Annotated in this window: 17 protein-coding genes; 16 read left to right on the forward strand and 1 reads right to left on the reverse strand. The window is 60.7% G+C overall.

The features are described from left to right. Nucleotides 1–196: 196 nt before the first annotated feature. A complete protein-coding gene (pduF, locus tag HMPREF3142_RS23105) occupies nt 197–1,006 on the reverse strand; it encodes a propanediol diffusion facilitator PduF (RefSeq protein ID WP_012967303.1) in 810 nt (269 codons plus the stop codon). A 524-nt stretch (nt 1,007–1,530) separates the two neighbouring features. Between pduF and pduA the strand changes: the two genes are divergently transcribed. From pduA to HMPREF3142_RS23185, 16 genes are read left to right on the forward strand one after another with little or no spacing between them, the layout of a single operon-like run. Next, nucleotides 1,531–1,815, forward strand: coding sequence for a propanediol utilization microcompartment protein PduA (gene pduA, locus HMPREF3142_RS23110; protein WP_002915737.1), 285 nt, complete (start codon nt 1,531–1,533; stop codon nt 1,813–1,815). Then, a complete protein-coding gene (gene pduB / locus HMPREF3142_RS23115) occupies nt 1,812–2,624 on the forward strand; it encodes a propanediol utilization microcompartment protein PduB (protein ID WP_012540676.1) in 813 nt (270 codons plus the stop codon). The genes pduA and pduB overlap by 4 nt, the downstream gene beginning before the upstream one ends. A gap of 18 nt (nt 2,625–2,642) precedes the next feature. Then, complete coding sequence (gene pduC, locus HMPREF3142_RS23120) at nt 2,643–4,307, forward strand: propanediol dehydratase large subunit PduC (protein WP_032731191.1); 1,665 nt, start codon at nt 2,643–2,645, stop codon at nt 4,305–4,307. Between the two features lie 10 nt (nt 4,308–4,317). Beyond that, nucleotides 4,318–4,998 (forward strand): propanediol dehydratase medium subunit PduD, encoded by a 681-nt coding sequence (pduD, locus tag HMPREF3142_RS23125; RefSeq protein ID WP_016161755.1) that lies wholly within the window; start codon nt 4,318–4,320, stop codon nt 4,996–4,998. Nucleotides 4,999–5,012: 14 nt separating this feature from the next. Continuing rightward, nucleotides 5,013–5,537 (forward strand): propanediol dehydratase small subunit PduE, encoded by a 525-nt coding sequence (gene pduE / locus HMPREF3142_RS23130; protein WP_012540674.1) that lies wholly within the window; start codon nt 5,013–5,015, stop codon nt 5,535–5,537. A 12-nt stretch (nt 5,538–5,549) separates the two neighbouring features. Beyond that, complete coding sequence (locus tag HMPREF3142_RS23135; protein ID WP_032740958.1) at nt 5,550–7,382, forward strand: diol dehydratase reactivase subunit alpha; 1,833 nt, start codon at nt 5,550–5,552, stop codon at nt 7,380–7,382. Beyond that, nucleotides 7,372–7,722, forward strand: a complete 351-nt coding sequence (locus tag HMPREF3142_RS23140; protein WP_070612743.1) for a glycerol dehydratase reactivase beta/small subunit family protein — start codon at nt 7,372–7,374, stop codon at nt 7,720–7,722. The genes HMPREF3142_RS23135 and HMPREF3142_RS23140 overlap by 11 nt, the downstream gene beginning before the upstream one ends. Nucleotides 7,723–7,740: 18 nt before the next feature. Beyond that, nucleotides 7,741–8,016 (forward strand): propanediol utilization microcompartment protein PduJ, encoded by a 276-nt coding sequence (gene pduJ, locus HMPREF3142_RS23145; protein ID WP_002915806.1) that lies wholly within the window; start codon nt 7,741–7,743, stop codon nt 8,014–8,016. A gap of 21 nt (nt 8,017–8,037) precedes the next feature. After that, nucleotides 8,038–8,505 (forward strand): BMC domain-containing protein, encoded by a 468-nt coding sequence (locus HMPREF3142_RS23150; RefSeq protein WP_070612745.1) that lies wholly within the window; start codon nt 8,038–8,040, stop codon nt 8,503–8,505. Continuing rightward, nucleotides 8,505–9,137: a phosphate propanoyltransferase gene (locus HMPREF3142_RS23155; protein ID WP_008806307.1), complete on the forward strand. Its 633-nt coding sequence runs from the start codon at nt 8,505–8,507 to the stop codon at nt 9,135–9,137. The genes HMPREF3142_RS23150 and HMPREF3142_RS23155 overlap by 1 nt, the downstream gene beginning before the upstream one ends. Beyond that, nucleotides 9,134–9,625 carry a microcompartment protein PduM gene (pduM, locus tag HMPREF3142_RS23160; RefSeq protein ID WP_012540669.1) on the forward strand — a complete coding sequence of 164 codons (492 nt, stop codon included), beginning with the start codon at nt 9,134–9,136 and terminating at the stop codon, nt 9,623–9,625. Before HMPREF3142_RS23155 ends, pduM begins: the two co-directional genes overlap by 4 nt. 3 nt (nt 9,626–9,628) lie before the next feature. After that, nucleotides 9,629–9,904 carry a EutN/CcmL family microcompartment protein gene (locus HMPREF3142_RS23165; protein WP_012540668.1) on the forward strand — a complete coding sequence of 92 codons (276 nt, stop codon included), beginning with the start codon at nt 9,629–9,631 and terminating at the stop codon, nt 9,902–9,904. Between the two features lie 10 nt (nt 9,905–9,914). Then, complete coding sequence (gene pduO, locus HMPREF3142_RS23170) at nt 9,915–10,931, forward strand: two-domain cob(I)yrinic acid a,c-diamide adenosyltransferase PduO (protein ID WP_032740962.1); 1,017 nt, start codon at nt 9,915–9,917, stop codon at nt 10,929–10,931. After that, the gene (gene pduP / locus HMPREF3142_RS23175; protein ID WP_070612747.1) at nt 10,928–12,313 is read left to right on the forward strand and encodes a CoA-acylating propionaldehyde dehydrogenase PduP; all 1,386 of its coding nucleotides are present in this window, start codon (nt 10,928–10,930) and stop codon (nt 12,311–12,313) included. Before pduO ends, pduP begins: the two co-directional genes overlap by 4 nt. An 11-nt stretch (nt 12,314–12,324) precedes the next feature. Next, nucleotides 12,325–13,437, forward strand: a complete 1,113-nt coding sequence (pduQ, locus tag HMPREF3142_RS23180) for a 1-propanol dehydrogenase PduQ (RefSeq protein WP_023323224.1) — start codon at nt 12,325–12,327, stop codon at nt 13,435–13,437. Continuing rightward, complete coding sequence (locus tag HMPREF3142_RS23185) at nt 13,434–14,786, forward strand: 4Fe-4S dicluster domain-containing protein (RefSeq protein ID WP_048268151.1); 1,353 nt, start codon at nt 13,434–13,436, stop codon at nt 14,784–14,786. Before pduQ ends, HMPREF3142_RS23185 begins: the two co-directional genes overlap by 4 nt. The last annotated feature ends 1 nt before the right edge of the window (nt 14,787 follow it).

Below are 14,787 nucleotides of genomic sequence, written 5' to 3' on the forward strand. Positions count from 1 at the left end.
ACCCCTCAGTTAATTTTTTGTTATAAATAAAACATATTATTCATATTTCCCTTTTTTAGCATCAGATCCCGTCGACGATAAAAAAGTGCATTGACAATAACAAAAGTCTCCCACCCCGGGGAGACTTTTTGAGCGGTTCGTGATATCGGTTCATGAAATAGTTTTGCTATTTCAGTAATACATTTTTCACTGGATGCTAACGCGTATTTTTCTCCTCAACGCAGGTATGACAGGGAAGATTATTAGCGATGAGAAAACGATAAATTGCGGCGCCGAGGCAGGCGCCCAGCAATGGCGCGATGATGGGCACGATAAAATAGGGAATATCCCTTCCGCCAGTCATCGCGATGTCGCCCCACCCGGCGAGCCAGGCAAATAGTTTCGGGCCAAAATCGCGCGCCGGGTTCATCGCAAAACCGGTAAGCGGCCCGGTCGAGGCGCCGATCACCGCTACCAGAATGCCAATCAACAGCGGCGCCAGCGGGCCCTTGGGTACGCCATTGCCATCATCGGTGAGCGCCATGATCATCCCCATCAACATCGAGGTGATCACCACCTCCACCAGCGCCGCATGCCAGATGCTGAGCTCAGGCGCCGGGTAGGTACTGAAGATACTGGCCAGCTGCAGGCTTTCCAGGCTGCCACGCACCATATGATGTACCGTTTCAAATTGCGTAAACAGGGTGCTGTAAAGTATCCAGGCCAACACGGCGCCGCCAAACGCGCCGGCGACCTGGGCCACGATATAGGGCAACACTTTTCTGCCCGGGAAGCAGGCAAACAGCCACAGGGCGACGGTGACGGCGGGGTTCAGATGCCCCCCCGAAATGCCGGCCGTCAGGTACACCGCCAGAGAAATACCCAGTCCCCAGATAATACAGATCTCCCACAGCCCCAGGCTGGCGCCAGCCAGCTTCAGAGCACTCAGACAGCAGATACCAAAAAACAGAAATAGCCCGGTGCCTAAAAACTCGGCGATACATTGCGCACGTAAAGAACCATTCATTGTGACACCTCTTGACGTAGTTCGTGTCCAGGCCAGCCAACCATCCGCTGGCTCGTTGGGTACGGCGAGGCCCACTATAGAAACCGGCGGCAGCAAAGTGTTGGCATCCTGCGGAAAACGGGCGGCGTAAAGTCGCTGAAGAAGAGCAATTTATTGCTATTTGCTCGCGAATCCATGCAGCAATGGCGGGCGTTCAGGGGATATTTTTATTTCCAACTCAATAATAAAAAATTGCAAAAGCGCAGTGCTTATTTTCCAACAAATATCACACCACGCAAAATATCGCATAGCAAAAACAATTTAAAAAATCACGCCCAAAAATGTAAATACGGAACAGCACCCGCAAGATAATCACATTAATAAGTAAAATAAAAACCAATAAAAACAATAATATAAAATAAATCATGACTATTTATTATTATATAAAAACCACTATTTTTTCGTTCTACACCATCAACTCAGCCATTCTTTTTCGCCGCCCCGCCATATAGTTCCCTCACTGGAACATACCCTGCGAGGTCTTTATGCAACAAGAAGCATTAGGAATGGTAGAAACCAAAGGCTTAACCGCAGCCATAGAGGCCGCTGACGCAATGGTTAAGTCGGCCAATGTTTTATTAGTTGGCTATGAAAGGATCGGTTCAGGCCTGGTGACCGTCATCGTGCGTGGCGACGTGGGAGCCGTAAAAGCCGCCACCGACGCCGGTGCCGCCGCAGCCCGCCACGTGGGCGAGGTGAAAGCCGTACACGTCATTCCCCGCCCCCATACCGATGTTGAAAAAATCTTACCGAAGGGGAATAGCCAATGAGCAGCAATGAGCTGGTTGAACAGATCATGGCGCAAGTCATAGCCCGTGTGGCGACGCCAGAGCAGCAGGCGCTTCCCGATACCCCCCATCCCACAGGAGAAACGGCTATGGCAGAGAAAAGCTGCAGCTTAACGGAATTTGTCGGGACCGCCATTGGCGACACCCTCGGGCTGGTCATCGCCAACGTGGATGCCGCATTGCTGGAAGCCATGAAGCTTGAAAAACGCTATCGCTCTATCGGCATCCTCGGTGCGCGCACCGGCGCCGGGCCGCACATTATGGCCGCCGATGAAGCGGTCAAAGCCACCAACACCGAAGTGGTCAGCATTGAGCTTCCTCGCGACACCAAAGGCGGCGCCGGCCATGGCTCGCTGATTGTGCTGGGCGGGAACGATGTTTCCGACGTCAAACGCGGGATTGAGGTCGCGCTGAAAGAGCTGGACCGTACTTTCGGCGATGTCTACGGCAACGAGGCGGGTCATATCGAGCTGCAGTATACCGCGCGCGCCAGCTACGCCCTGGAAAAAGCCTTCGGCGCTCCGCTGGGCCGCGCCTGCGGGATTATCGTCGGCGCGCCGGCGTCCGTTGGCGTGCTGATGGCCGATACCGCGCTGAAATCAGCCAACGTCGACGTGGTGGCTTACAGCTCACCGGCCCACGGCACCAGCTTCAGCAACGAAGCCATCCTGGTGATTTCCGGCGACTCCGGCGCGGTGCGCCAGGCGGTGATCTCCGCCCGGGAGATCGGCAAAACCGTACTGGGGACGCTGGGCGCCGAACCGAAAAACGATCGCCCCTCCTACATTTAATACCCGCGAGGCTGATTCATGAGATCGAAAAGATTTGAAGCACTGGCGAAACGCCCTGTGAATCAGGATGGTTTCGTTAAGGAGTGGATCGAAGAGGGCTTTATCGCGATGGAAAGCCCTAACGATCCCAAACCCTCTATCCGCATCGTCAACGGCGCGGTGACCGAACTCGACGGCAAACCGGTTGACCAGTTCGACCTGATTGACCACTTTATCGCGCGCTACGGTATCAATCTGGCGCGTGCCGAAGAAGTGATGGCCATGGATTCGGTCAAGCTCGCCAACATGCTCTGCGACCCGAACGTTAAACGCAGCGACATCGTGCCGCTCACTACCGCGATGACCCCGGCGAAAATCGTCGAAGTGGTGTCGCATATGAACGTGGTCGAGATGATGATGGCGATGCAAAAAATGCGCGCCCGCCGCACGCCATCCCAGCAGGCGCATGTCACCAATATCAAAGATAACCCGGTACAGATTGCCGCCGACGCCGCTGAAGGCGCATGGCGAGGCTTTGACGAGCAGGAGACCACCGTCGCCGTGGCGCGCTACGCGCCGTTCAACGCCATCGCCCTGCTGGTCGGTTCACAGGTGGGCCGCCCCGGCGTCCTCACCCAGTGTTCCCTGGAAGAAGCCACCGAGCTGAAACTGGGCATGCTGGGCCACACCTGCTATGCCGAAACCATTTCGGTCTACGGTACGGAACCGGTGTTTACCGATGGTGATGACACCCCGTGGTCGAAAGGCTTCCTCGCCTCCTCCTACGCCTCGCGCGGCCTGAAAATGCGCTTTACCTCCGGCTCCGGCTCTGAAGTGCAGATGGGTTATGCCGAAGGCAAATCGATGCTGTATCTCGAAGCGCGCTGCATCTACATCACCAAAGCCGCCGGGGTGCAAGGCCTGCAGAATGGCTCCGTCAGCTGTATCGGCGTGCCGTCCGCCGTACCGTCGGGTATCCGCGCCGTACTGGCGGAAAACCTGATTTGCTCAGCGCTGGATCTGGAGTGCGCCTCAAGTAACGATCAAACCTTTACCCACTCGGATATGCGGCGTACCGCGCGCCTGCTGATGCAGTTCCTGCCAGGCACCGACTTTATCTCCTCCGGTTACTCGGCGGTGCCGAACTACGACAACATGTTCGCCGGTTCCAACGAAGATGCCGAAGACTTCGACGACTACAACGTGATCCAGCGCGATCTGAAGGTCGATGGCGGCCTGCGGCCGGTGCGTGAAGAGGACGTGATCGCCATTCGTAATAAAGCCGCCCGCGCGCTGCAAGCGGTATTTGCCGGCATGGGTTTGCCGCCAATTACGGATGAAGAGGTGGAGGCCGCCACTTACGCCCACGGTTCAAAAGATATGCCTGAGCGCAACATCGTTGAGGACATCAAGTTTGCCCAGGAGATCATCAACAAGAACCGCAACGGCCTGGAGGTGGTGAAAGCCCTGGCGAAAGGCGGCTTCCCCGATGTCGCCCAGGACATGCTCAATATTCAGAAAGCCAAGCTCACCGGCGACTACCTGCACACCTCCGCCATCATCGTCGGCGAAGGCCAGGTGCTCTCGGCCGTGAATGACGTGAACGATTATGCCGGTCCGGCAACAGGCTACCGCCTGCAAGGCGAGCGCTGGGAAGAGATTAAAAATATCCCGGGCGCGCTCGATCCCAATGAACTTGGCTAAGGGGTGAAAAATGGAAATTAACGAAACGCTGCTGCGCCAGATTATCGAAGAGGTGCTGTCGGAGATGAAATCAGGCGCAGATAAGCCGGTCTCCTTTAGCGCGCCTGCCGCTTCCGTCGCGTCGGCCGCTGTTGCGCCTGTGTCCAGCGACAGCTTCCTGACGGAAATCGGCGAAGCCAAACCCGGCACGCAGCAGGATGAAGTCATCATTGCCGTCGGGCCCGCCTTTGGCCTGGCGCAAACCGCCAATATCGTCGGCATTCCGCATAAAAATATCCTGCGCGAAGTGATCGCCGGCATTGAGGAAGAAGGCATCAAAGCCCGGGTGATCCGCTGCTTTAAATCTTCTGACGTCGCCTTCGTGGCGGTGGAAGGCAACCGCCTGAGCGGCTCCGGCATCTCGATCGGTATTCAGTCGAAAGGCACCACCGTCATCCACCAGCGGGGCCTGCCGCCGCTTTCCAATCTGGAACTCTTCCCGCAGGCGCCGCTGCTGACCCTGGAAACCTACCGCCAGATTGGCAAAAACGCCGCGCGCTACGCCAAACGCGAGTCGCCACAGCCGGTGCCGACGCTCAACGATCAGATGGCTCGTCCCAAATACCAGGCGAAGTCGGCCATTTTGCACATTAAAGAGACCAAATACGTAGTGACCGGCAAAAACCCGCAGGAACTGCGCATGGCGCTTTAACAAAGGATATCCCGATGAATACCGACGCAATTGAATCCATGGTACGCGACGTGCTGAGCCGGATGAACAGCCTACAGGACGGGGCAACGCCCGCGCCAGCCGCGCCGACAAACGACACCGCTCGCCAGCCTAAAGTCAGCGACTACCCGTTAGCCACCCGCCATCCGGAGTGGGTCAAAACCGCTACCAATAAAACGCTCGATGACCTGACGCTGGAGAACGTATTAAGCGATCGCGTTACGGCACAGGACATGCGCATCACCCCGGAAACGCTGCGCATGCAGGCGGCGATCGCCCAGGATGCCGGACGCGATCGGCTGGCGATGAACTTTGAGCGGGCCGCCGAGCTCACCGCGGTTCCCGACGACCGGATCCTTGAGATCTACAACGCCCTGCGCCCATACCGTTCCACCCAGGCGGAGCTACTGGCGATCGCTGATGACCTCGAGCATCGCTACCAGGCCCGGCTCTGTGCCGCCTTTGTTCGGGAAGCGGCCGGGCTGTACGTCGAGCGTAAGAAACTGAAAGGCGACGATTAACAGGGGGCAAGCATGCGCTATATCGCTGGCATTGATATTGGCAACTCATCGACAGAGGTCGCCCTGGCGACGGTCGATGACGCAGGTGTGCTGAACATCCGCCACAGCGCGCTGGCTGAAACCACCGGTATTAAAGGCACATTACGTAATGTGTTCGGTATTCAGGAGGCGCTAACACAGGCGGCAAAAGCGGCAGGCATTCAGGTCAGCGATATCTCGCTTATTCGCATTAACGAAGCCACGCCGGTCATTGGCGATGTGGCGATGGAGACCATCACGGAAACCATCATCACCGAGTCCACCATGATCGGCCACAACCCGAAGACACCCGGCGGCGTCGGACTGGGGGTCGGCATCACCATCACACCGGAGGCGCTGCTGTCCTGCGCTGCGGACGCCCCCTATATTCTGGTGGTCTCCTCAGCCTTTGACTTTGCCGATGTCGCGGCGATGGTCAATGCGGCGACGGCAGCGGGCTATCAGATTTCCGGCATTATTTTGCAGCAGGATGACGGCGTGCTGGTCAATAACCGGCTACAGCAACCGCTGCCGGTGATCGATGAAGTTCAGCATATCGACCGTATTCCACTTGGCATGCTGGCGGCGGTCGAGGTCGCTTTACCCGGCAAGATTATCGAAACGCTCTCCAACCCCTACGGTATTGCCACCGTTTTCAATCTCAACGCCGAAGAGACCAAAAATATCGTGCCAATGGCGCGGGCGCTGATTGGCAATCGTTCGGCCGTAGTGGTGAAAACCCCCTCCGGCGACGTCAAGGCACGGACTATTCCGGCGGGGAATCTGCTGCTCATCGCTCAGGGGCGCAGCGTACAGGTTGATGTGGCCGCCGGGGCGGAAGCCATCATGAAGGCGGTTGACGGCTGCGGCAAACTGGACAACGTCGCGGGAGAAGCGGGCACCAATATCGGCGGCATGCTTGAGCATGTGCGCCAGACCATGGCTGAGCTTACCAATAAGCCAGCTCAGGAGATCCGCATTCAGGATCTGCTGGCCGTTGATACGGCGGTGCCGGTCAGCGTGACCGGTGGCCTGGCGGGGGAGTTCTCGCTGGAGCAGGCGGTGGGTATCGCCTCGATGGTCAAGTCGGATCGCCTGCAGATGGCCCTGATCGCCCGTGAAATTGAGCACAAACTGCAGATTGCGGTTCAGGTGGGTGGCGCTGAGGCGGAAGCGGCCATTCTCGGGGCGCTCACCACTCCCGGCACCACGCGCCCGCTGGCGATCCTCGATCTGGGCGCCGGGTCGACCGACGCCTCCATTATCAATGCGCAAGGAGAGATCAGCGCCACTCACCTGGCCGGCGCCGGCGATATGGTCACGATGATCATCGCCCGCGAGCTGGGGCTTGAGGACCGCTACCTGGCGGAAGAGATCAAAAAATACCCGCTGGCGAAAGTCGAAAGCCTGTTTCATCTGCGTCATGAAGACGGCAGCGTCCAGTTTTTTCCGTCGGCCTTACCACCGGCGGTATTTGCCCGCGTCTGCGTGGTGAAACCGGATGAACTGGTTCCCCTGCCCGGCGATCTGCCGCTGGAGAAAGTGCGCGCCATTCGCCGTAGCGCCAAATCACGCGTCTTTGTCACCAACGCCCTGCGGGCGTTACGTCAGGTGAGCCCTACCGGCAACATTCGCGACATTCCCTTCGTGGTGCTGGTGGGCGGCTCGTCCCTCGATTTCGAGATCCCCCAGCTGGTCACCGACGCGCTGGCGCACTACCGGCTGGTTGCCGGGCGCGGCAACATCCGCGGCAGTGAAGGCCCGCGCAATGCGGTCGCCAGCGGATTACTCCTCTCCTGGCAAAAAGGAGGCACGCATGGAGAGTAGCGTAGTCGCCCCCGCCATCGTCATTGCCGTCACTGACGAATGCAGCGAACAGTGGCGCGATGTCCTGCTGGGCATTGAAGAGGAAGGCATTCCTTTCGTTCTGCAAGCGCAGACCGGCGGCGATCTTGTCCATTACGCCTGGCAGGCGGCGCAGCGTTCGCCGCTGCTGGTGGGCATCGCCTGCGACCGGGAACAGCTCATCGTGCACTACAAAAATTTACCCGCATCAACTCCGCTGTTTTCGCTGAGGTATCACCAGGACAGGCTGGCCCGGCGAAACACTGGCAACAATGCGGCTCGTCTCGTCAAAGGGATCCCATTTCGGGATCGCAATGCTTAATCCACAGGAGAACACAATATGAATAACGCACTAGGACTGGTTGAAACGAAAGGCCTGGTTGGCGCCATTGAAGCCGCTGATGCAATGGTGAAATCCGCCAACGTGCAGTTGATTGGTTACGAAAAAATTGGCTCCGGGCTGATTACCGTGATGGTCCGCGGAGACGTCGGTGCAGTGAAAGCCGCCGTTGACGCCGGGAGCGCGGCGGCCAGCGTGGTCGGCGAGGTCAAGTCCAGCCATGTGATCCCACGCCCGCACAGCGATGTCGAGGCCATTCTGCCGAAATCCGTCTGACCTTGAAACAAGGAGCACTGCGTGAAGCAATCACTGGGATTACTTGAGGTCAGCGGCCTGGCCCTGGCCATCACCTGCGCCGACGCCATGGCGAAAGCGGCCGCCATCACGCTGCTCGCCCTGGAAAAGACCAACGGCTCCGGCTGGATGGTGGTGAAGATCGCCGGTGATGTGGCCTCTGTCCAGGCGGCGGTGATGATCGGGGCCGAACTCGCCGACCGGCAGCAGGGGCTGGTGGCGCAGAAGGTTATCGCCAGGCCCGGCGCAGGCCTGCTGCCAGCCCGCGTCGAAGCGCCTTCACCAGCACCTGACGCTGCTCTGGAAGAGGAGAACGCCACCGTAATGGATGAGCGCAGAGATCCCGCAGACACCCTCCCCCACCCTTCGGAGCAGGTGACCTGCAACCTGTGCCTGGACCCGCACTGTCCCCGGCAAAAAGGCGAACCTCGCTCGCAGTGCCTGCATGCCGGTAAACGAGGTGACGCGTAATGGATAAACAACAGCTGGCTTCGACAGTCAACAAAGTGCTGGATGAGATGCGCCAGCGTCCCATCCCAATCGGTATCTCCAGTCGCCATATCCATTTAGCGGCGGCTGACTACGCCAGGCTCTTTCCCGCTCAGCCCATCCAGCCGAAAAAAGCGCTGCTGCAGCCCGGGCAGTATGCCGCAGAGCAGACGGTGACTCTGGTTGGCCCCAAAGGACGATTAAATAACGTGCGCCTGCTCGGCCCTTTGCGCCAGACCAGCCAGGTGGAAATCTCACGCACCGACGCCCGGACCCTCGGTATCGCCGCGCCGCTGCGCATGTCAGGCAATCTGCAGGACACGCCAGGGATCCGCCTGATAAGCCCCTTTGCCGAACTGGAGCTGAGCAGCGGGACGATCGTCGCCCAACGACATATTCATATGTCCCCGCTCGATGCCCTGATCCTGCGCGTCGCCCATGGCGATAGCGTCGCGGTGGCGATCGAAGGCAGCGACAGGCGGCTTATCTTCGACAATGTAGCGGTCCGCGTAGCCCCGGATATGCGTCTTGAGATGCACATCGATACTGACGAAGCCAATGCGGCAGGCGCTGACGCTGCGCAGGCCTGGGCTACGCTGGTGACGAAGCCATGAACCACGCGATGCTGCAGCGTATCGTCGAAGAGGTCGCCGCCCGTCTGCGCCGTCGCGCCCGGAGTACGGCCACGCTCAGCGTGGCCCAGCTCGGCGAAGCGGATATCCACAGCCTGCTGTGCCAGCACGCTTCGCTGCGCATCGTGCAGGTGGATTTACCGCTGCTGGAGCAGCTTACCGGCCAGCGCGCGCTGACGGCCGCCGGTTGCGCGTTGCATGAGGCGATGGCCTGGGGCGTTCGGGTACAGCTAACGCTGCTTCCCGCCCTGCTCCCCGCGCTGGCGGTAAAAAAACTCGCCCGTTTGCCGCTGACGTTCAGCGACCCGCCTGGCCAGCCCGTCAGACTTCACGCCGCGTCGGTGCTCACCTATGCCGATGTAGCCCGTCTCAGGGGAGGTTATCTGGTGCTGCGCCGCCGCCCCATTATCACCGCCCTCGCCCGCGAAGCGGCCGTCGCGCGGCATGTTCAATTGATTAAGCAGGAGTGAACTATGCATCTGGCACGCGTGACCGGCGCCGTCGTCTCGACGCAAAAATCGCCCTCTCTGAACGGCAAAAAACTGCTGCTGGTGCGCCGGGTAAGCACAGACGACGAACATCCATTTCAGCCCGCGAGCGGCGATGAAGTGGCGGTAGATTCGGTTGGCGCTGGCGTCGGCGAACTGGTGCTGCTCTGCAGCGGCTCGAGCGCACGCCACGTCTTTAGCGGCCCGAATGAGGCCATCGATCTTGCCGTTGTGGGCATTGTTGACTCACTTTCACGCTAAGGGGGCGCCTGTGGCTATTTATACCCGAACCGGCGATGCCGGCAGTACATCACTCTTTACCGGCCAGCGGGTCAGCAAGACGCATCCGCGCGTCGAAGCCTACGGCACCCTGGATGAACTGAACGCGGTGCTGAGCCTGTGCGTCTGCGCCGCCGCTGAAGAGGAACATCGCGTCCTGCTCGAAGCCCTGCAGCAGCATATTTTCTGGTTCAGCGCGGAGCTCGCCAGCGACAGCGAACAGCCATCACCGGGTAAGCGCTATATCAGCAGCGAAGAGATTGCCCTGCTGGAGCAGACCATCGATCGCGAGATGGCCCGCGTGCCGGCGCTGCACCAGTTTGTGTTGCCCGGACGGTGCGAAGCCGCCAGTCGCCTGCACCTGGCCCGCACCGTTGCCCGTCGGGCGGAGCGTCGGCTGGTCGAGCTGGCGGCAGAGGTCACTCTCCGTCAGATACTGCTGCGTTATCTGAACCGCTTATCTGACTGTCTGTATGCCCTGGCGCGCAGCGAGGATCATGCCGATCACCAGCGCCGGCTCGTGGCGGAGATCGCGGCCCGCTACCTGGCCGCCAGCGGGTCGCCTGCGTCCGACGCGCCCAAAGCCCAGGCCGGGGCACTCTCCTTTCACGAGCTGCATCAGCTTACCCGTCAGGCTATCGAACACGCCCGCCAGCTGCAGGTGCCGGTGGTGGTCAGCATCGTTGACGCACACGGTACCGAAACCGTGACCTGGCGAATGCCCGATGCGCTGCTGGTCAGCAGCGAGCTGGCGCCAAAAAAAGCCTGGACCGCCGTCGCCATGAAAACCGCCACCCACGAGCTCGCGACGACCGTACAGCCAGGCGCTGCGCTGTACGGTCTGGAGAGCCATCTGCAGGGCAAAGTCGTCACCTTTGGCGGCGGATATCCGCTGTGGCGCGATGGTCAGCTAATAGCCGGTCTCGGGATTAGCGGCGGCAGCGTCGAGCAGGATATGGCTATTGCACAGGCTGCCATGGCGGCCATTAACGTGAGAACACATCAATGAATACAGCAGAACTGGAAACCCTTATCCGCACCATTCTCAGCGAAAAGCTCGCGCCCGCCCCCGTTTCTCAGGAACAGCAGGGCATTTTCCGCGACGTCGGCTGCGCCATCGACGCCGCCCATCAGGCTTTTCTCCGCTATCAGCAGTGTCCGCTAAAAACCCGCAGCGCCATTATCAGCGCGCTGCGGGAGACGCTGGCCCCCGAGCTGGCGACGCTGGCGGAGGAGAGCGCCACGGAGACCGGCATGGGCAACAAAGAAGATAAATATCTGAAAAATAAAGCTGCCCTTGAGAACACACCGGGCATTGAGGATCTCACCACCAGCGCCCTCACCGGCGATGGCGGGATGGTGCTGTTTGAGTACTCGCCGTTCGGGGTTATTGGCGCCGTGGCGCCCAGCACCAACCCAACGGAAACCATTATCAACAACAGTATCAGCATGCTGGCGGCGGGTAACAGCGTCTATTTCAGCCCTCATCCCGGCGCGAAAAAGGTCTCGTTAACGCTTATTGCCAGGATCGAAGAGATCGCCTACCGCTGCAGCGGGATCCGTAACCTGGTGGTCACCGTTGCCGAGCCGACCTTTGAGGCCACCCAACAGATGATGGCCCACCCGCTGATTGCCGTTCTGGCTATCACCGGCGGCCCTGGCATTGTGGCGATGGGCATGAAAAGCGGTAAAAAAGTGATCGGCGCTGGCGCCGGCAATCCGCCGTGCATCGTTGATGAAACGGCCGATCTCGTCAAAGCCGCCGAAGATATCATCAGCGGCGCCGCCTTCGATTACAACCTGCCCTGTATCGCCGAAAAAAACCTGATCGTCGTCGCCTCCGTCGCTGACCGCCTGATCCAGCAGATGCAGGATTTTGACGCGCTGCTGTTGAGCCCGCAGGAGACCGATACCCTGCGCGCCGTCTGCCTGCCCGACGGCGCGGCGAATAAAAAACTGGTCGGTAAAAGTCCGGCTGCGCTGCTGGCGGCCGCCGGTCTCGCCGTCCCTTCCCGCCCCCCTCGCCTGCTGATAGCCGAGGTTGAGGCAAACGACCCCTGGGTGACCTGCGAGCAGCTGATGCCGGTGCTGCCGATCGTCCGGGTCGCCGATTTTGATAGCGCCCTGGCGCTGGCCCTGCGCGTTGAGGAGGGTCTGCACCACACCGCCATTATGCACTCGCAGAATGTCTCGCGGCTCAATCTGGCGGCACGCACGCTGCAGACCTCCATTTTTGTCAAAAATGGTCCGTCTTACGCGGGTATCGGCGTCGGCGGCGAAGGGTTTACCACCTTCACCATCGCCACGCCAACCGGGGAAGGCACCACCTCCGCGCGGACGTTCGCCCGCCTGCGGCGCTGCGTGTTGACCAACGGTTTTTCCATTCGCTAACCGGGGGCGCCATGCACACCTTTTCTTTGCAAACGCGCCTCTACAGCGGCCCGGGGAGCCTGGCCGCGCTGCAGCGCTTTAGCCATCAGCACATCTGGATCGTCTGCGACGGCTTCCTGGCGCGTTCGCCGCTGTTCGAGCGGCTGCGCGCCGCGCTGCCCGCCAGCAACCGCGTCAGCGTGTTCAGCGATATTACACCGGATCCGACCATTCACACCGTGGCGAAAGGGATAGCGCAGATGCAGGCCCTGCGTCCGCAAGTGGTGATCGGCTTCGGCGGCGGCTCGGCGATGGACGCCGCCAAGGCGATCGTCTGGTTCAGCCAGCAGGGCGGGCTGCCTGTCGACACCTGCGTGGCGATCCCCACCACCAGCGGTACCGGGTCGGAAGTGACCAGCGCCTGCGTCATCAGCGATCCGGAAAAAGGGATCAAATACCCGCTGTTCCATGAGGCACTCTGTCCCGATATGGCGATCCTTGACCCGTCGCTGGTGGTCAGCGTACCGCCCACCATCACGGCCCATACCGGACTGGACGTCCTGACCCACGCCCTTGAGGCATGGGTATCGCCGCAGGCCACCGATTTTACCGATGCACTGGCGGAAAAAGCCGCCAGGCTGGTATTTCGCGCCCTGCCCGTTGCGGTTCGCCAGGGCGACTGCGTCGCGACCCGCAGTAAAATGCACAATGCCTCAACCCTTGCCGGCATGGCCTTTAGCCAGGCTGGCCTCGGACTCAATCATGCTATCGCCCATCAGCTTGGCGGCCAGTTTCACCTCCCCCATGGCCTGGCCAACGCGCTGCTGCTGACCGCGGTGATCCGCTTCAACGCCGGCGAGCCGCGAGCGGCGAAGCGCTATGCGCGCCTGGCCAGGGCCTGCCAGTTCTGCCCGCCGGAAGCTGGCGAACAGGAGGCTCTCCAGGCGCTGCTTGCCGCGGTGGAAACACTGAAACAGCAGTGCGCCATTCCCACCCTCAAGGGCGTCTTGCAGGAAAAATATCCCCTTTTCTTATCGCGAATTCCCGCCATGGTGCCGGCCGCGCTGGCCGACGCCACCCTGCGCACCAACCCGCGTCCGGCCGATGGCGCGGCCATCGCGCAACTGCTGGAGAGCCTGCAATGAGTGAAGCGATAGTGCCACTACCAGACATTGACGCGGCGGAGATCCGCGAGCGCGTCCGGGCCGCCGGCGTGGTGGGCGCCGGTGGGGCGGGCTTTCCGACCCACATCAAACTGCAGGCCAGGGTGGATACCGTGCTGGTGAACGCCGCCGAATGCGAACCGATGCTGAAGGTTGATCAACAGCTGATGGCGCAGCAGGCTGACCGGCTGATTCGCGGCCTGGGTTACGCAATGACCGCCACCGGCGCCCGGGAAGGGATCATTGCCCTGAAGGCGAAATATACTCCGGCGATTGCGGCGTTAACCCCGCGACTCCCGGAATGGGCCCGGCTGCATATTCTGCCTGACGTCTATCCGGCCGGGGATGAGGTGCTTACTATCTGGCTGGCGACGGGGCGCCGCGTGCCGCCTGCCGCGCTGCCGGTCAGCGTCGGCGTAGTGGTCAATAACGTGCAGACGGTACTCAATATCGCCAGAGCCGTGGAGCAGGGCTATCCGGTGACTCGCCGGACGTTGACCGTCAATGGCGCCGTCGCCCGCCCGCTGACGCTGACTGTCCCGCTGGGCATGTCGTTGCGCGAGGTGCTGGATCTGGCCGGCGGCGCGACGGTTGCCGATCCGGGCTTTATCAACGGCGGTCCGATGATGGGCTCGCTTATGACCTCCCTGGAGACACCGGTCACCAAAACCACCGGCGGCCTGCTGGTGCTTCCGGGCAACCATCCGTTGATCCAGCGGCGGCGGCAGGATGAGCGCACCCTGCTCGCCATCGCCCGCACCGTCTGTGAGCAGTGCCGCTTATGCACGGATTTATGCCCCCGGCACCTGATCGGCCATGAGCTTTCTCCCCACCTGCTGGTGCGGGCGGTGAACTATCGCCAGGCGGCCACCCCGTCGCTGCTGCTCAGCGCCCTGACCTGCTCGGAGTGCAACGTTTGCGAGGGCGTCGCCTGCCCGGTGGGGATTTCCCCCATGCGCATCAACCGTCTGCTAAAACGTGAGCTGAGGGCGAAAAACCTGCGCTACGAAGGACCGCTGCGTCCGGCGGACGAGATGGCGAAGCACCGCCTGGTGCCGGTCAAACGGCTCATCAGCAAACTGGGGCTTGTTCCCTGGTATCAGGAGGCGCCGCTGACGGCGGTGGAGCCGGAGGTGGCCTGTGTCACCCTGCCGCTGCGCCAGCATATCGGCATCAGCGCCGTTCCCTGCGTCGCGCCGGGAGAGCGAGTAACGCGCGGCCAGCTGCTGGCAGACATCCCTGCCGACGCCCTCGGCGCACCGGTACACGCCAGTATTGACGGCCAGGTCTCCGCCATCACGGAGCAGGCCATTACGCTTGTAAGAGGTTAAT

Source organism: Klebsiella sp. HMSC16C06, from assembly GCF_001808325.1.
Lineage (GTDB): Bacteria > Pseudomonadota > Gammaproteobacteria > Enterobacterales > Enterobacteriaceae > Klebsiella > Klebsiella variicola.